Source organism: Niastella caeni (assembly GCF_004834005.1).
Lineage (GTDB): Bacteria > Bacteroidota > Bacteroidia > Chitinophagales > Chitinophagaceae > Niastella > Niastella caeni.
Genome location: NZ_STFF01000002.1, coordinates 514,141 through 533,751, shown reverse-complemented (window position 1 = coordinate 533,751; position 19,611 = coordinate 514,141). Strand labels below are relative to the sequence as shown.

At 45.8% G+C, this 19,611-nt stretch carries 7 protein-coding genes; 4 read left to right on the top strand and 3 right to left on the bottom strand.

Annotation, left to right across the window (positions count from 1 at the left end):
* Nucleotides 1–145: 145 nt before the first annotated feature.
* Nucleotides 146–4,249 (bottom strand): hybrid sensor histidine kinase/response regulator transcription factor, encoded by a 4,104-nt coding sequence (locus FAM09_RS09840; RefSeq protein ID WP_136576923.1) that lies wholly within the window; start codon nucleotides 4,247–4,249, stop codon nucleotides 146–148.
* A gap of 694 nt (nucleotides 4,250–4,943) precedes the next feature.
* Between FAM09_RS09840 and FAM09_RS09835 the strand changes: the two genes are divergently transcribed.
* Complete coding sequence (locus FAM09_RS09835; RefSeq protein ID WP_136576922.1) at nucleotides 4,944–11,855, top strand: T9SS type A sorting domain-containing protein; 6,912 nt, start codon at nucleotides 4,944–4,946, stop codon at nucleotides 11,853–11,855.
* 102 nt (nucleotides 11,856–11,957) lie between these two features.
* On the opposite strand, the gene FAM09_RS09830 is transcribed toward FAM09_RS09835, so the two are convergent.
* On the bottom strand, nucleotides 11,958–14,444 hold the full coding sequence (locus tag FAM09_RS09830) for a glycoside hydrolase family 95 protein (RefSeq protein WP_136576921.1): 2,487 nt from the start codon (nucleotides 14,442–14,444) through the stop codon (nucleotides 11,958–11,960).
* A gap of 486 nt (nucleotides 14,445–14,930) precedes the next feature.
* Here FAM09_RS09830 and FAM09_RS09825 point away from each other — a divergent pair, with 486 nt between their 5' ends.
* The 3 genes from FAM09_RS09825 (at nucleotide 14,931) to FAM09_RS09815 (ending at nucleotide 17,414) form a co-directional block, all read left to right on the top strand.
* A complete protein-coding gene (locus FAM09_RS09825; protein WP_136576920.1) occupies nucleotides 14,931–15,719 on the top strand; it encodes a DUF3108 domain-containing protein in 789 nt (262 codons plus the stop codon).
* Nucleotides 15,720–15,803: 84 nt separating this feature from the next.
* Nucleotides 15,804–16,922, top strand: coding sequence for an epoxide hydrolase family protein (locus tag FAM09_RS09820; protein ID WP_136576919.1), 1,119 nt, complete (start codon nucleotides 15,804–15,806; stop codon nucleotides 16,920–16,922).
* A 171-nt stretch (nucleotides 16,923–17,093) separates the two neighbouring features.
* Nucleotides 17,094–17,414 (top strand): hypothetical protein, encoded by a 321-nt coding sequence (locus FAM09_RS09815; RefSeq protein WP_136576918.1) that lies wholly within the window; start codon nucleotides 17,094–17,096, stop codon nucleotides 17,412–17,414.
* A 117-nt stretch (nucleotides 17,415–17,531) separates the two neighbouring features.
* Here FAM09_RS09815 and FAM09_RS09810 read toward each other — a convergent pair whose 3' ends face one another.
* Nucleotides 17,532–19,490 (bottom strand): LamG-like jellyroll fold domain-containing protein, encoded by a 1,959-nt coding sequence (locus tag FAM09_RS09810; RefSeq protein ID WP_136576917.1) that lies wholly within the window; start codon nucleotides 19,488–19,490, stop codon nucleotides 17,532–17,534.
* Nucleotides 19,491–19,611: the final 121 nt, after the last annotated feature.

Below are 19,611 nucleotides of genomic sequence, written 5' to 3'. Positions count from 1 at the left end.
GTGGTAATTTCATACAGCAATTCAAGGTTAATTGAATGCTACAAAACTATTACCGTACCGTTGAAACCAGGGAAGCGAATGTTGCACAATAAGGCGCTAAATGTTGCAAGAAACTGATTTTCATCTATTATATTGACAGGAGGCTTTATTCACTTTTATCTTTATTATTGGCAAGATATTGTGAAGGGGTAACATTAAATTCTTCTTTAAAAAACTTAGCGAAGTGTTTCGGGGTATTGAATCCCACTTCATAAGCAACCTGGGCCACCGTCATGCCACTTTTTTCCAATAACTGAGCAGCTCTTTTTAACCGTATGGAACGGATAAACTCCAGGGGCGACCTGCCGGTAAGCGAATGGATCTTTCTATACAGGGTAACACGATTCATATGCATATCACGGCTGAAATCTTCTACAGAAAACTCAGCATTATCCAGATGCTTTTCAACAATCTCCAGCGCCATTTGCAGGAACTTTTCATCAACAGATGTTACAGTTATTTCTGACGGATTGACCTCAATCTGCTTCTGAAACCTTTTCTGCAGTAATTTTTGCTGGGCCAGCAGGTTCCTGATGCGGGAAGCCAGTATTTCAAAAGTAAAAGGTTTGGTAATGTAATCATTCACACCCACCCTCAACCCTTCCAGTTGTTTTTCCTCGCTTCCCATGGCGGTAAGCAGAATGACGGGGATATGGGCAGTAAGGGTTTCCGTTTTAATTTTTTGGGCCAGTTCAACGCCGTCCATTAAAGGCATCATAATGTCGCTTACCACAAGATCGGGGTTCAGCAATTTTATTTTTTCCCACCCTTCTTTTCCGTTCGTGGCTTCTTCAACATGATATTCTTCCTTCAAATTGTCTTTTAAATAAAAGCGAAGGTCTTCATTATCTTCTACTACTACTATCGTTTTTTTCTTACCGCTCTTTCGGCTCTCGTCCAATAATATCTGTTCCGCTTCTCCTGCGGGTATTGCACTCATGGTGCTGCGGGTTACAGGTTCAAATATCTTTTTCGCAGGCAGTAAAACAGTGAAACAGGTACCTGTTCCGGGTTCGCTTTTTACGGTTATGATCCCATTGTGGAGTTTTACAAACTCTTTTGTAATGGCCAACCCGATACCGGTTCCCTGGTTCACCATGCTTTCCGGCACATCTGTTTGAAAAAACCTTTCGAAGATCTTTTCGTGCTTATCTCCAGGAATTCCAATGCCCGTATCTTTTACTTCCATGGCAAGCGTGCCATCGCCGCCCTCATTCTTTTCGGGTGGGTTATACGTTAGCTGCACGCTAACTATTCCGTTATCGTGCGTATATTTAAAGGCGTTGGAAAGCAGGTTGAACAAGATCTTTTCAATTTTATCTTTGTCAAAATAAATTTCGAGGCTGTCAATGTTGGATGAAAATGAAAATTGAATACCCTTATTTTCTGCGATATCCATAAAAGACTCACTGATGTCTTTGCTGAACCTGATAATGTCGCCTATTGAAGAATGCAGTTTTACTTCCTGTACCTCCATCTTTCTGAAATCGAGCAGTTGGTTTACCAGGTTCAATAACCGCTTTGCATTCCTTTGAACAAGATTTAATTGCTTTTTTTGCTCTTCATTGCCAGCCTGTTCAATGATCTTGTTTAATGGAGCGATGATGAGGCTTAACGGGGTGCGGAATTCATGACTCACATTGGTAAAGAATTTAGTCTTTAACTGGTCCAGGGCCTGCACTCTTTCTGCTTCCCGGCGTTGTTGCTGCAGTTTAAAGCGCATATGGATCCTTTCTAATGTAATCCGCCGTACCAGCAGGAAAATTCCTGTAGCTATCAATACATAAATTATAAAGGCAACCGGTGTTCGCCAGTATGGCGGTTCTATTTTGATCTGCAAAGTTTTTATATCGCTCCACAAACCATCCCGGCTTAAAGCCTTTACTTTAAAGGTATAATAGCCGGGTGCAAGGTTTGTATACGTGGCCCTCCGCTGGCTGCCATCGGTATACAACCAATCAGCATTAAAACCCTCCATCATGTACGCATATTTAGTCCCGGCGCCAGGGGCAAATTCGAGCGAAGTAAATTCAATGGAAAAAACATTTTCTTTATACTTCAGGTCAATACGTTGAACCTGTGAGATAGACTTTTTCAAAAGCACACGGTCATTGACCAGTTCCCCCGGTGCAATATCTTTGTTCAGGAGTTGCAAACCGGTAAAAAGGATCTTCGGACGAAAAGCATGCTGCTGAATGGCAGCAGGATTGATAATATTAAAACCCGAAGTGCCGCCGAAGATCAATTCACCGGCCCGGGTCTTAAGCACAGCATTTTTATTAAATTCCCGGTTTTGCAGGTTGTTGACCTCATTGTAATAAATCACAGAAAGATCAAAACCATTTTCCTTTTGCCTGGGAATGGCATTGCACAATCCGTTGGGTGTTGAGATCCAAAGTGTTTGGCGATCGTCTTCCAGTATATTCAATATTATATTATCCGGGAGCCCGTCTGATGTTGTGAATATTTGAAAACTTTTTGTTTGCTCATTGAACAGGTTCAAACCTTCCGAGGTGCCTGCCCATATTCTACCCTTGCTGTCTTCTAAAAAACAGAAAACATTATTGTTACTTAAACTGTTTTTCCGATTCGTTTGCTGATATAAAACAGGTTTATTGTTATTCTTTTCAAAAACAACAATACCCGATACGGTGGCAATCCATAAATTCCCTTTCCGGTCCTGCAAAATGGCTGAGATATAATTCAGGCTTTCCAGGCCGTCTTTAAACTGATAATGTGTAAACCGGTTTGTTTTCCTGTCGAGAAGATCTAAACCGCCACCCAAAGTACCTATCCATAAATGGTGTTCCCTGTCTTCATATATTTCCCACACCTTGTCATCTATCAAGCTGGAGGAGTCATTATCATTATGTTTGTAGTGTGTGAATTTCCGTCCATCAAAACTGTTAAGGCCGCCGAAGTAAGTGCCTATCCAAAGTAAGCCTTTATGATCAATACACAAGCTTACAATTACGTTATTGCTCAGGCTGTTGGCATTGTTTGGATCATGCAGGTATTGTTTGAATGTATTGTTCTTTCTGTCGAAATAGATCAATCCCCCGCCGTTGGTGCCAATCCAGATATTCCCTTGCTTATCTTCCACAAAGCGGTTTACGTCATCGTATTGAAGGCTCCTGGCATTCGATGCCTGGTGATGGTAATGCGGGAATTGTACTATGTTGCCATTGAAATAATTAACTCCCTGCTTGTAAGTTCCCAGCCAGATAATTCCAATATCATCCTTATATAAGGCATTAATACTGTTGTGACTGAGGCTTTGGGGATCTTTAGTATCGTTCAACAGGTAACTGGTTCTGAAGTTATTTTTTTTATCGATCAGCGTAACGCCTCCATGATCAGTCGCCACCCATATTAATCCCTTGTTATCCTGAACGATTTGACTTACCAGGTTTGAGCTCAACCTAGATGGAAATGATTTTTCGTTAAACGGCCTCACCGAATTGCTCTGCGCGTTAAACAGCAAAGCGCCATACGTGTAATGCCAAAGCCAGATATCTCCATCGCTGTCTACAAAAAGATTATAAGGCATGGTCTTTTTTTCCAGTTTCTGTACAGCCGTGCTGGAAAAAACAATTTTGTTTTCCTTTATGTCATATTCCTGCAAAAATCCATTTTGATACACCAGCCATAGCTTCCCATCTTTCGTTTCTTTAACGGAGGTAATTTTTGCAGAAGGGTTGAATGTAAAATGCGGCCGGAATGGTTTTACACTTTTTTCGTTACTTGAATACAGGTACAAATCAAGCTGGTCATATAGAAACCAGAATCTTCCATTGTTTCCTTTTTCTATATCAATGATTCCGCCCGAAGGCAACCCAAGTGAGTGCAAATAGTTATCATAATCTTTGTCAAACTTTTCTGTTTGCGAATTATAAATACAGGGGCCGCTTCTGGTTCCCACCCACATTTTTCTATCGGGAAGCTCGTACAGTGAAAGAATATTATTATCGTACAGCGAAGCGCTATCGTTTGGTTTTTTACGAAATATTTTATAGGAATATCCATCATAGCGGTTGAGGCCCGACATAGTGCCAAACCATACAAAGCCGTCGATATCTTTCAGGATAGTATTGACCTGGTTATGCGATAGACCGGAAAAAATATCCAGTTTGGAAAAATTATAACGCCCGCTTTGAGGAAAAACAGCAAGCGACAATAGCAGCAAGACAACGGAAATTAGAAAACGCATCACATCAAGTTTAACTACAAGGATTTTGCTCCATATCAGGCGGAAATCCTTTCCATAATTCTGCAAAATCGCGTATTAAGTTAACATATAGTGCAGGAACATGGATTTTTTTTTGAATGCATTTTGATCAAATGTGAGCAACAATGAGTTATAATTCCCTGCAGAAAACTGACGATTGTCAGTGATTTTATCCGGTTACAAAGATCACTTTATTCATTATTGTACAAAAAAGACTTTGTTTTACACAAATCCGACTTTTTATGTAGTGCAGGCCGTCAAACCTACAAATCAGCACACTTTATTTTAACTCTGCCTTACAAGTGTATTTTCTTTATAGTACCCACGTAGCAGATAATTATAACTTATCATCGGTTGATTAGCACCGTTAAAAAGATACGTCTAAAATAAATGTGTTTGGCCGAAAACTTTGTTATTATTTTGGGCGCATTCAATAACCTCGCCATAGGCATTACTGTAACTGCCTGCCTTTTCCTACGAAGTTGATAAATTTCGGTATTTCCGGGGAGTTTTTGAGCATGTATTTCCTACTCGATATACATGATACTGAGCCATGCTACCTACATGGCAACATCCATTAACATAACCAATCAGGCTATTCTTATCTGCCGTGTACAGATAGGAATGGTATTTCCATGCACGTGACTGTATAAGCGAACAAACAAACACCCTATATATGCAAAAGCGATTACCCAAACCGTTTACTCTTTTGATGTTCTTTTTTTTGCTGAGCAATTATTTATCGGCTACCCCTGATTGCCCTATTATCACAGGCAGGGTTACAACAGCTGATGGAACCACGTCTGACCCTTCCGCAACAGGCTGGTACCTGGATGCATCCCGTGTTGCTTCCACCGGTATATTTGCCGCAAAGTCAAGGCGCATTCATGCCCAGGAACTCGGAGGCGAAGGCATTTGGTATTCGCGGGTATTTTCCACCGCGGGTTATTCCGAATTCCAGGTAGCTGTAAAAGTTTCCTCTGAAGGGGATATGAACAGCTCAGAGTATGTGAGGATCTATTATAAGGTGAACGGCGGCGCTGAAACGCTGCTCGATTCGCGTACCGGTAATTTCGGCACCATCGACTTTATTTCCCCCGTACTTACAGGCAGCAATGTGCAACTGGTTGTAAAGCTCTATAACTATAACAATGGCGGGTCACAAACCTCCAAGTATTATATAGAAGAATACCGGGTATTTAAGGAAGCAGGGCCCTGCACTGTTTCTACTATTACTGCAACAGCAGCAGCAGGCAACGGCGGTGTACTTACCTGTACCAACCCGTCATTGGGTTTATCAGCCACCGCCACCGGTTCAGGCACTACCACCTGGAACTGGACGGGGCCTAACGGTTTTACCTCTACCGTTCAAAACCCAACGATCAACGCAGCAGGCACTTATACGGTGGTAGCTACCAACAGCAGCGGCACCGGTTCAGCCAGCGTTACCGTAACGGAGAATAAAACACCGCCCGAAATTACAGCTACGGGTGGCGCACTGGCCTGCGGATCGTGCGTAACCATCAGCGCCACCTCCAATGTGGGCAACGCTACTTATAGCTGGAGTGGCCCGGGCAATTTCACTTCCAACGCTCAAAATCCATCAGTTTGTGCAGCCGGCACCTATACGGTAACGGTAACCAACCCGGCCAATGGATGTAGCGCGCAGCAATCGGTATCGGTAACGGCTGGTTCATCTGCTCCTGCTACCTTCTGGTTGGAGGATTTTAGCGGTTTAAGCAATGGAACTACATCCGATGGGGGTACAACCGCCTGGACTACCTCCGCTACCGGTTCCGGTACCTATTCTGTACAAAACAATGAATACAAAATTTCATTCAGCGGCAGTCAGGGTGTGGGTGTTTGGACTTCCCAGGCGATAGACATCTCTTCAAAATCGAATGTCAGTTTTTCGGTTGATCTACGCAGCTCGGTAGCAAGCACCAGCGATGCCCTGGAAAACTCCGACTACATACGGGTGTATTACAAGCTGAATGGCGGTGCGGAAACGCTGGTTTTTGAAGACCTTGCAGGCATCGGAAGCACCACCAATACCACAGCCTCTACCACGGTCAATTCGTCTTCCCTGAACGGAAGCACCCTGCAGATCATTATTAAGACAAGTAATTCTGATCCTACCGAACGTTACTTCTTTGATAATATCAACGTAACCGGCACCGCCGCCAGCACCGGTACCGTTACCGTTACGCCATCGGTTAATGGAACCGTAACCTGTATCAACACCGCGCAATTGTCGGCAACGGCCACCGGTACCGTTACAGGCTGGTCATGGACCGGCCCCAATGGCTTTACAAGCGCAGCGCAGAACCCTGTTGTAAACGCAGGCGGACAATATATAGTTACCGCTACTTTATCTTCAGGCTGTGCGGCATCTGCTACCATTACAGTTCCTGAAAATAAAACACCGCCTGATATTTCTGCTACCGGCGGAACCCTGGCCTGTTTACCAAGTGTTACATTGAATGTAAACTCAACAGTAAACGGGGCTACCTATAGATGGACGGGTCCGAATAACTATAGCAGCACTTCTAAAAATCCAAGCGTAAGTGCAGCGGGCACCTATACGGTTACCGTAACCAACCCTTCAAACGGCTGTACGGCCCAGCAGTTAGTGTCCGTAACCACAGGATCATCTACACCTGCTACTTTCTGGTTAGAAGATTTTAGCGACCTCGGCAATGGCGCTACCTCCGATGCAGGCGTAACCGCCTGGACGGCTACCAGCGGCGGCGGCGGTACTTACTCAGTGCAGAACAATGAGTTCAAGACCAGCTTTACCAGCCAGGTTGAAGGCGTATGGACCTCACAGGCGATAAACATTGCAGGGAAATCGAATGTAACTTTTTCGGTTGACCTGCGTAGTGAAGCCACCCCCAACAACGCCTTCGAAACACTCGACTACATTCGCGTTTATTATAAGTTAAACGGCGGTGAAGAAATATTGGTTTATGAAGACCTCGCCGGAATCGGCTCTACCACGAACGGTACGGCCTCTACTTCTTATACTTCTGCATCGCTCAGCGGCAGCACCCTGCAGGTGATCATTAAAACAAGTACTTCAGCTGATAACGAGCGCTATTACTTCGATAATATTAAAGTTATCGGAAGCGATATTGTCGGCGAGAGCGTTACTGCAACGGCCGGCGGCGTCATAGGCTGTACCGGCAATTCGGTAACATTGTTTGGCAATGCAGCGGCTGGTGGTGTTAGTTATAGCTGGACAGGCCCGAATAACTTTACTTCTAATGCACAAAACCCGGTTGTATCTGCAACAGGTACCTATACATTAACAGTTCACAACCCGGCTACCGGGTGCAGCGGCACCGATACCGCCCTGGTTGCTTTGAACACATCGGCTCCAGGCGCCAGCGCCAGTGCCAACGGATCGATCTCCTGTAACTCAAGTTCTTCCGTTACCCTTTCCGGTTCGTCTTCCACTGCAGGCGTAACGTATAGCTGGACGGGCCCGAACAACTTTACTTCTGCAGCGCAGAACCCGGTAGTTACTGTAGCAGGCGTTTATAACTTAACGGTTACCAATCCGGTAAATGGTTGTACCAGCACGGCAAATGTTACTGTTCCCATGAGCAGCACCAGTACCGGCACTATTTGGCTTGAAGACTTTACGCTGGCCAATGGCGTTACATCCGACGCGGGCGCCACGGCCTGGACCACTTCCAAAAATCCGTCTTCGGCAGTGATCTCGGTGCTGAATAATGAGCTTAGGGTAACCAACTGTACCACTACCGGTGAAGTAGCATGGACTTCCGGCTCTATTAACATAAGCGGCAAAACCAACATTGTTGTTTCCGCCGGAACAAAAACCTCTGTCATCAACAATGTACTGATGAATGACAGCGGTGAATTAATGGATTACCTCAGGTTCTATTACAAACTCAACAACGGCGCTGAAGTATTGTTTGCGGAAAAGAGAGGCATCATAAACAACCATAGCACTACACCAACCCCGGTGTCTGTATCTATCCCGAATGGCAACTACAGCACCCTGCAGATTATCATAAAAAGCAGGGCTACTGCCAATGATGAGTTCTATTATGTAGATAACATACAGGTGGTAGCAACCACGCAGTCTTCACTCAATGCAGTGGCTACGGCTACCGACATACTTAGCTGTACCAGGAACAGTGTAGGACTTACAGGCAGCAGCTCTGCCACATCGCCGGTAAATTATAGCTGGACGGGCCCGGACAATTTCACTTCTACTGTGCAGAATCCGTCGGCCACCGCTGCAGGTATCTATACACTGACCGTTACAGATCAGTCAACTGGTTGCTCAGGCAGCGATACGGCGCTGGTTTCCTCCAGCACTACAGCGCCGGGCGCCGCTGCATCTGCTAACGGATCACTTGACTGTAACTCCGGTTCGATTACCCTTTCCGGCTCTTCTCCCACTTCGGGCGTAACGTATAGCTGGACGGGCCCGAACAACTTTACTTCTGCAGCGCAGAACCCGGTAGTTACTGTAGCAGGCGTTTATAACTTAACGGTTACCAATCCGGTAAACGGTTGTACCAGCACAGCATCGGCTACCGTTACCATGAGTAACACCAGTACCGGCACTATTTGGCTTGAAGACTTTACACTGGCCAATGGCGTTACATCCGACGCGGGCGCCACGGCCTGGACTACTTCCAAAAATCCGTCTTCGGCAGTGATCTCGGTGCTGAATAATGAGCTTAGGGTAACCAACTGTACCACTACCGGTGAAGTAGCATGGACTTCCGGCTCTATTAACATAAGCGGCAAAACCAACATTGTTGTTTCCGCCGGAACAAAAACCTCTGTCATCAACAATGTACTGATGAATGACAGCGGTGAATTAATGGATTACCTCAGGTTCTATTACAAACTCAACAACGGCGCTGAAGTATTGTTTGCGGAAAAGAGAGGCATCATAAACAACCATAGCACTACACCAACCCCGGTGTCTGTATCTATCCCGAATGGCAACTACAGCACCCTGCAGATTATCATAAAAAGCAGGGCTACTGCCAATGATGAGTTCTATTATGTAGATAACATACAGGTGGTAGCAACCACGCAGTCTTCACTCAATGCAGTGGCTACGGCTACCGACATACTTAGCTGTACCAGAAACAGTGTAGGACTTACAGGCAGCAGCTCTGCCACATCGCCGGTAAATTATAGCTGGACGGGCCCGGACAATTTCACTTCTACTGTGCAGAATCCGTCGGCCACCGCTGCAGGCATTTATACATTGACCGTTACCGATCCCTCAACAGGTTGTACAGCCAATGACACTGCACTGGTTTCCTCCAGCACTACAGCGCCGGGCGCCGCTGCCTCAGCTAACGGATCACTTAACTGTAACTCTGTTTCGGCTACCCTTTCCGGTTCTTCTCCCACTTCGGGCGTAACGTATAGCTGGACAGGTCCGAACAACTTTACTTCTACAGCGCAAAACCCTGTAGTTACTACAGCAGGTGCTTATAATTTAACGGTTACCAATCCGGTAAATGGTTGTACCAGCACAGCAAGTGCAACCGTTACCCAGAGCAACACCACCACAAGCACCTGGCTGGAAGATTTTGCCGGTTTGAACAACGGCACTACTTCCGATGCAGGCGCCACCGCCTGGACCACTTCTAAAACGGTTGCTGCGGCTGTGATCGCGGTTGAGAATAACGAGCTCAGGATAACCAACTGTACTACTACAGGCGATGTAGTGTGGACGTCGGCCTCGCTCGACATGACCGGGAAAACCAACATCAGCATTTCAGCCGGTGTAAGAAGCTCCGTTATCAATAACGCGGTAATGAACACAGATGCTACTTACGGCGATTACATCCGGTTCTATTACAAATTAAATAATGGCAATGAAGTATTGTTTGCCGAAAGAACGGCTGGCATCAACAACCACAGCACCACACCTACACCAGTGTCTGTTACTATCCCGGCTGGAAACTATAGTACCATACAAGTGGTGGTAAGAGCAAGAGCTACCGGCAATGATGAATTCTATTATTTCGACAATATGCAGGTAGTATCTACCGGAACCGCCAGTATCTCAGCCAGCGCAACAGGCGGCGCCATTACCTGTACCAACAATTCGGTTACACTTCAGGGAAGTTCTGCGGCATCAGGCGTAAATTATACCTGGAACGGACCGAATGGCTATACTTCTTCTGCCCAAAACCCAACAGTAACTGCACCGGGCAACTATACTTTAACAGTTGCTTTAGGTAGCTGTACAGCAACTGCATCAGCAACGGTGAGCCGGGATACAACGCGCCCGAATATAGTTGCTTCGGCCAATCCTATAAAGATCACCTGTATCGCCACCAATTCTACCTTAACCGGCAGTTCTACAACGCCGGGCGTTAGTTATAGCTGGAGCAATGCAGGCGGTGTAATTTCAGGCACGGCCAACGCTTCAGTAAATATGCCAGGTATTTACACGTTAACAGTGACCAACCCGGTGAACGGTTGTTCGTCAACCAGCCAGGTGGCGGTAACGCAGGACATTGAAACACCAACCGGTGCAACGGCTACGCATGCAGGTATTATCACCTGTACCACCCCGAGCATTGGTATCATGGCTACCATTTCAACGCCTAATTTAGTTTATAGCTGGAGTGGCCCTAATAATTACAGCGCTTCTACATTAAATGCGTCTGTAAACAGGGGCGGTACCTATATTTTCACCGCTACCAACCCTAACAATGGCTGTTATGATACAGCCACCACAGTGGTTGAAGAGAACACCACGCGGCCCGGGGAAATTTCAATCAACAACTCAGGGACCATTACCTGCCTTACCAAGAGCGTAACCATTTCGGGAAGTTCGTCTTCTTCAGGTGTTAACTATAGATGGGAAGGACCTAACAACTACAGCTCGAATTCTTCATCAGCCACTGTAAGCCGTGGAGGTATTTATACCTTAACTGCCACCAACCCGCAGAACGGTTGTACTTCAAGCAAGCCAACTACGGTTGCAGAGAACACGGCGGCGCCGGTAATAAATATTACCAATACCAGCCCGATAAGCTGCGCTAACCCAAATGTTACGCTGACAGCCAATACCAATACGCCTAATGCATCGTATATGTGGCTGGGCCCTGAAGATTTCGTAGATGTGATGCACACAACAACAGTTAATATTCCCGGCACCTATATCATCACCGTTACTAACCCGGCCAATGGCTGTTTTGCAAACGACTTTACGGAAGTAACGGAAGATTATTCTGATTGCGCGGCCCGAAGGTCAACAAACGTTGCCGCTACAAAGGCTGTTGAACAAAATACACCAGTTACAGTAGTAACCAGCTTTACGCATAAAGCGTATCCTAACCCGGTTATTACAAATGGGCTTATTGAGTTCACCTCGCCTCAAAGCACCAATGCAACGGTTGGCATTTACAATGCGCTGGGCACTTGCGAGAAAGTATTGTTCAAAGGCAATGTAACAGCAGGCCGGTTGTACCGGGTTGCCCTTCCTGCCACACAATTATCAGCAGGCGCCTATTATTACCTCATCAATACCGGCGGTAAAACCTACACCGGCAAACTGGTGATCGTGAAATAAGCAATTCAATTGTAATTAATACATAGAAAGGCCGTCTCTTATTTTTTAGAGACGGCCTTTTCTGTTTTTATGTTAGGTCTTTCTGATTCGCGCCTGAGAACATTATTCTCCCACAAAAGTATATACGCTTCCTTTGCGGGTGGGAACGTCATATAGCCAGGTTTCCCCGGTCACGGGTTGGGTAACTGTAGCTTTTGGCGATATAATGGGAGTAACTGTTTCATCTGTGTAATAGAATGGGTTATTATTATCGCCATGCGCCTTATGCAATGGGTCATTGTTCCCCGCCTTCATCGCATTCGGTACCCTTATCCGCAGGTTACCACCCAGGTTGGAGCGTATGGCAAACTTAACCAGTTTCTTGTCTTTCCATTCCATGTTAACGATCTCAAAGCCTCCCCTGGCCCGAAGCCCGCTCACCGTACCGGCCGGCCAGGCGTCGGGAAGAGCGGGCAGCAGGGCAACCGTTCCATCAGCACATTGCAGCAGCATTTCGGTTATACCAGACGTACAGCCAAAATTGCCGTCAATCTGAAAAGGAGGATGCGCATCGAACAGGTTGTTGTATGTACCACCGCCACCCGAATTCGTACCTACCGGCGACAACTGATTTTGGATCAGCTTATAAGCATGATTGCCGTCGAGCATTCTCGCCCACCAGTTTACTTTCCATCCCATACTCCAGCCGGTAGAAATATCTGTGCGCTGGATCAGGGTATTTTTGGCTGCACTATACAAAGCCGGTGTGCGGTAAGGAGATATTTGATTGGAAGGAAATAATCCATAGAGATGTGAAATATGGCGGTGGTGATCGTTGGGATCATCTACATCGTCGAGCCATTCCTGTAATTGTCCATGCCGCCCCACCTGCATGGGCGGAAGCCGTTTGCGCATTGCCATCAATGTATCTGCGAAAGCAGCGTCCTTACCCAAAATGCCAGCAGCCCGTATAACCGCACTAAACACATCAAATACGATCTGGTTATCCATTGTTACACCGGCGTCAAGCGATGACCCCTGATGCGCCTGTGGTGCATTCTCAGGCGACATACCAGGGTTAACAACCAGCCAATGATGCATTGGATGCTCCACCAGGTAGTCTACATAGAACAGGGCCGCTTCCCGCATAACCGGATAAATGGAAGCAAGGTATTTTTTGTCGCCATTGTATAAATAATGCTCCCATAAATGCTGTATCAGCCAGCCGCTACCGGCACTCCACACGCCCCATAAGGCGCCGTCAACTGCACCGGTGGCACGCCAGATATCGGTGTTATGATGCGCCACCCAACCACGTGCGCCATACATTACCCGCGCCGTTTCGCGCCCGGTGACTGCCAGTTCTTTCACCATTTGCAGTAGAGGCTGGTGTAATTCAGCGAGGTTGGTACGTTCCGCCGGCCAGTAATTCATTTCGGCATTTATGTTGATGGTATACTTGCTGTCCCATGGCGGCCACATGTGGTGGTTCCAGATACCCTGCAAATTGGCAGGCTGGCCACCCGGCTGGGAAGAGGAAATAAGAAGATACCGGCCAAATTGATAATACAGTGTTATCAAATGAGGATCGTTTGTGGTATTGAAATTCTTCAATCGCTGATCTATAGGTAGTTTTGCCGCTTCGGTATAACCAAGGTCGAGCTTTACCCGGTTAAAGTATTGTTGATAAGCTGCAATATGTGCTTTCCTGATAGCCGGGTAAGATAAAGCGGTTGCGCGTTGCAGGTACTCTGCAGCCCGTTTGTTCTCATCACCCTCAAGATCTTTGTAGTTGTTGAAATTCGTAGCTATGGAAATATAGATGGTAGCTGCATTGGCTCCCTGCACCATCAGCGCGGTATCATTGGTAAGTAACCGGCCGCCTTCCGGTTGTATACGCACAATTCCTTTAAACTTTACCATGCCGGTCACCCCTTCATGATCGATGGTAGTACCAGCAATGATCAGCTCTTTGTCAGCAGATACATTACGAACGGCTTTTGGCTGCGGTGTTGTAAAGAATGCATTAAATGAAAGCTTTCCTGCCTGCGAAGCCGTTAACCTGATTGCAACGACCCGATGCGCCAATGCCGCAAGTACTTCGCGCGTATAAGTAATCTCCCCAACTTTATAAGAAGTTTTGGCAACGGCATTTTCCAGGTCCAGCTCGCGGTAATAATCAGTGTATGACTCATGTCCTGCAAAAGCAAGCTGCAGGTTGCCTACCGGTTCAAATAGCTGGCCATGCGACTTTTTGCTGATGATGGCCTGGTTGGCTATTTTCTCCGCCTCTTTTTGTTTACCGTCAAAGATCAACCTGCGTATTTCTGGCAGGGCGGCAAATGCAGCAGGGTTATCGTTCCGGTTCGGGCTGCCGCTCCATACCGTATGTTCATTCAACTGAACAGTTTCTACAGGCACGTTGCCATACACCATGGCGCCCAGGCGACCATTGCCTACCGGCAATGCATTCTCCCAGGTATTACCCGAAGGTGTATCGTACCATAATTTCAATCCAGGGCCCTTCGGCGCTTCTTTAACGGAAGGTTGAGCAATAGAAAAATAAGGAAGTGCGGAAAGGACGATGAATAATAGAAATCTATTTTTCATAATGGCAGCAAATTGGGTCTTGCGACCAAAGTTAACGGCAGCAACACTGCTGCCATTTAACTAAATAAGACTTTTTTTTATACAAATCAGACCTTTTTGTCAAAGGCAGTGATGGTACGTTTATTAGTTCCCTGGCCGATACGCCAGGATATCTGCTGGTTGAATGTATTTCAACATATTATTTAAGTAAAGATTTAACTACAACGTTTTGAAATGGTTAGCAGCGCTTCTGCTTCTTAAACCCATGCAACGATGCCCAAAAATCAGGGTGCTTTTCACATTCGCAATATTTCAAAATAGAAGAGTCGGGCCAGGATGCCGGTTATTCAACATCAGGAAGTAGAACTGGCTCCTCCCGGCGAAGCAACTACACAGGTTAAACGGAACTGTTCCGATTTATTGGCACGGCCCCGTTCTTTATTTCACTAGTCGGGTACCGGTAAGCATTTTGTCACATACACATTAACGTTGTAACAAATTTGATAAATGGTAATTATAAAATTAAGCAGTATAAATATTTTTAGTAAAAAGATGAAGGTTTGTTATATTTTAACATTACCCGTATTGTTGCAGGCTGCTGCTGCATTAGCTCAGCCAGATACCATCAATGCTGTAAACAATAAGCTGCTAACCGGTAATTTGAAAGAAGGAACCACTGTATACCTGGTGTATACTACCGATAGCACTTTTGCCCGCACAAGCACCGGAGACATCTGGGAACGCACTACTACATTTAACACAACCAATAATCAACCCACAGTTGAATTTGGCTGGAAGTGGTATCACAACGATACTTTGCAAAGAAAAATTACAAATATCTGCAACAGGCAAACCCTTGCTCCCCTGTTCCATAAAGGGGTTTTTAAAACCGGGACCATTGCTTATGATTTCAAAGACAGCTTTATGGTGCCCAGCGATACCGTTCAGAATAATGCAGCGATCAAAAGAACAAAGGTGCCCCTACCCATTCCGGTTATCAGTTGGGAACAGGACCTTGAAACATATCCTCTTTTACCTATAAAAAAGGTGGGACAGATCTTTGACATTGCTTTTTATGACCCCAACGAAAAAGAGCCATCTTATCACCGCTATGAAGTAATAGGTAAAGAATACCTTCCCTTAAACAGTGATACCAAAATAAAATGCTGGCTGTTGAAAATACAGTACCAACCCGGATCCTGGGCCATTTTTTGGCTAACCGAAAAGTCGAAAGAGCTGGTGAAAATGAAGGAATACTTCAAAGGTCGCTACTGGTTTAAAGTAAAGCTGTATTAGATCAAAGATCAAGCGCCCTTATTGCCATTTCCCTCCTGCTCACACTGAACATCAATAATTCTTACTCGCAAAAAAATTGAAGAAATGAAACAAGTAACAGAATTCAAGGTAACAGTCGATCAGAAAGTATTAGATGATTTGAAAAACCGTTTGCAAAATACCCGGTGGCCGGGTGAAGCCGAGGGCTCGGGTTGGAATTTCGGCACCAGTGAAGTTTACCTGCAAGGTTTGGTTCGTTATTGGCTAACCGAATATGACTGGCGCAGGAACGAGTCATTACTAAACGAATATCCGCAATACATAGCCGATGTGAATGGGGTAAAAGTTCATTTTCAATATATCAGGGGCAAAAGTAAAAATTCGAAGCCCCTTATACTGACGCATGGCTGGCCCGACAGTTACTATCGCTTTCACAAAATCATTCCGCTGCTCACTGAGGGCGAACAAAGTTTTGACCTGGTAATACCCTCCATTCCCGGTTTTGGTTTTTCTGATAAAACTGCTCTTGCCAGTGAAGCAGTTGCCGACCTATGGAAAACATTAATGACAGAAAACCTGGGTTATGAAAAATTCTATGCGGCCGGTGGCGATGTGGGCATGGGAGTTACAAAAGCATTAGCTTCAAAATATGCCGAAGTAGTGGCGGGTGTACATTTTACAGATGTAGGCTATCCCATGGGACAGGAAGATCCAGCTACCATGACCGAAGCTGAAAAACAATTTGCACAGTTTGTACAACAGTGGTGGTATGCCGAAGGCGCTTATGCCATGGTACAAGCTACCAAACCCCAATCGCTGGCTTACGGCCTGAATGATTCACCGGTTGCACTTGCCGGTTGGATAATTAGCATGGTGAATGCAGGCGCAGCACCCGATATGATAGAGCAGGCATTCGGCGGCAAGGATGAGTTGCTGACCAACATCATGATCTATTGGGTAACACAAACTATTGGAAGCTCTGTCAGAATGTACAAAGCAGAAGCGATTGCTCAATGGGGTGGCTCGCAGCCATTGCAGAAAAGCAACGTACCGGCTGGTGTGGCCGTGTTCCCGCGGGAAGCGCAATTTCCAAAAGAGTGGGCCGAGCGCTTTGTACATGTAGTCAGCTTCAGAAAAATGAAAGAAGGCGGGCATTTCGCAGCGCTTGAAGTGCCGGGTATTTTTGCAGAAGAACTCCGGAGTTTCTTTTATAACATGAAATAAGCCTTACTATTTATTGATTATTTAATATTCCGGATATCATCTTATATTATAGTTTTCCATACTAACTATAACGGGCAAGTGGGTAATATAACAGGTAATTTTTCCTTTGGCATGAAATCTGTTCCTTTCAGTACTTCGTACATATGAACATAAACTAAAAATTACCATTCAATGGCCTATTCATCAATTATCGCGAACAATCTTATTGGCGCATCAAGAACTGCCGACTTTCAATGCAATCATGTTGTAAATGAAGTACTCACCGGGAGTAAATATGGCAAAATAGCAGCGGAATATCTTAATTATGGAAAAGTTATTGATTCCCCGATTGCCGGCGCCGTAGTGGTAGGGAAAGACGGGAAACATGTTGGCATTTTTATAAGTACAACTGAGTTTATTCATTCAAGCTCCAGCAAGATGAAAGTGATCAAGGCCTCCTTATCGCAACTGCCATTCGTTTTTCCCAATGGATGGGAATTCAGGATAGAATAATAAGCAAAACGTATTAAGTAAATGATCAATGGCTGGCAGGCACTTCCCTACCAGCCATTTTATTGAATTTTGTATATAAACAACGATCTGTAACTTTATTAACCTGATCATATTTTCTTATTGCAGTACTATCTTTTGTCTTCTGCCGATGACCTTACCATCCTGTGATAACCGCAGGAAATAAATGCCGCGAACAGGTGATTGTATAAGCATTGTATTCAATCCCGGGTAAGCACCCTGCTGTTGCAGCAGTTTGCCTTGCGCATCAAACAACTGCACCTTGGCATGTGCGGTAGCAGGCAGTTTTGTAGTAAACTGCAATACCCCTTTCTGCACTGGGTTCTGAAGCACCTGCCATACGGCCTTGCTGACAGCAAAGCTGGCAAAGATTACCCCGCTGTATGTAAACCGGTTGTTCACATCCACTGCTTTCAGCCGGTAATAGTTAGCGCCCTGCAGCGGCTGTTCATCGGTGTATAAATAAGCGGCGTTCGACACGCTGGCGCCCAGGGCCCTCACCTTCCCTATCGCATTCCAATTGATCCCATTGCTGCTTCTTTCAACGATATAATAACCGCTGTTTTGCTCCTGGCTGGTTTGCCAGTGCAGCACAATATTATCTGCCTGCTTCACCAGGGAAAAACCGGTAAGCGATACAGGAAGCACTACCGAACTGGCAATATAATTGGAGGTGGCGCCGCTCATGGCAAAATTGGTGAGTACGCCATGATTATTGTTGGTAGTATTGTCAATCAGTATCGTTAGCCCTGTATTTGTACCAGTGGGTATACCCTGGTCGGCTGAATACAGGGTTACCAGTCCGCTATGGCTGCCCGATAAACCTACCCCCATCAGGGCCTGGATCTGCGATTGTGTGCGCACCACATTCCATACCCTCACTTCATCCAGGTGGCCATCCAGAAAGCCGCCCGTGCTCCAACTACCCAAACGGGTGCTTGTTACAGTTAGATCATTGGGTTGAGAAAAATTACCGCTTGCGCTACCTGCCAGCACACCGTTGATATATAAGCTGGCGCCGCTTGAATTGAAAGATACGGCAATATGCGTCCAGGTGCCAGCCGAAACCGTAGTGGAACCGGAATTGAGCACCGCAACGCCATTTTGTGAATGATAATACACCACACCCGGCGTACCAGCAACAAGATTGCCCGATACATCGGCATAGTAGCCGACTGTAAGCGTGGCATATGTATTTTCACTATTGGATTGTTTAGACAGGATCGGCGCCTGGGTTAAGCTATTGAGGTAAACCACGGCCTCAATGGTGCCGGAAGGGAGATTATCAATGGCGGCTGCGGGAATGGATACATAATCGTTCACGCCATCAAAGCTCACCGCATTATTGCCAAACTGAACCGGTGAAGCGGCCCATGCAGGGTCGTTACCGGCAACGGAACTATTGGCGCCAACAGTACCATTATAAGCGTTGGTGGTAGCATCCCCCACCGTTTGCCCGCTGCCTTCATTCAAACCATAGTAAGCCATCAGGCCTGAGGTGGAAGCAGCTACTGTATTGTACATGCCGCTTTTTATCTGCTGGGCCGTACGGGCCACACTCCATATTCGCACTTCCTCTATTAAACCCTGGTAATAAGTTGAAATGCGGTTGCCTAACCTGAAGGTGGTCATTCCTGTATTGTTATAAGCTGTGCCGGTACCTACCTGCTTACCATCAACATATAAATACAGGCTGGTTCCCGAACGCACCCCCGCCAAATGATGCCAGGTATTATCGTGAAGGGTAACAGCATAGTCAACACCTACACCAGTACAGTTCAACCGTTCATAAAACGTAAGCGTATTGAAGGCAACACTGTATTGCAGAATGTTACCTGCACAGGTACCGGTATTACTGCCAAGGAAATAACAGGTGCCTGTAGCGGTGGAGGGAACTTTTACCCAGCATTCGATCGTAAAATCGCTTACGGCAGGAAGAATGTTGCCTATATTAGCATAGTCGTTTACGCCGTCAAATGAAAGGCAATAATTAGTCTGGCTCTTTGTGCTCACCGAAAAGGCAAACACACAGCTGAACAACACAATAAGGGGTTTCATAAAGTCACGGATGATTATATGTATAACGCGCTATATGTAACTTTTAATACATATAAATAAATATTTATTCTGGCATAAATATTTGGCCTTACATGTAGTACATAAGGCAACGACCGGTTCA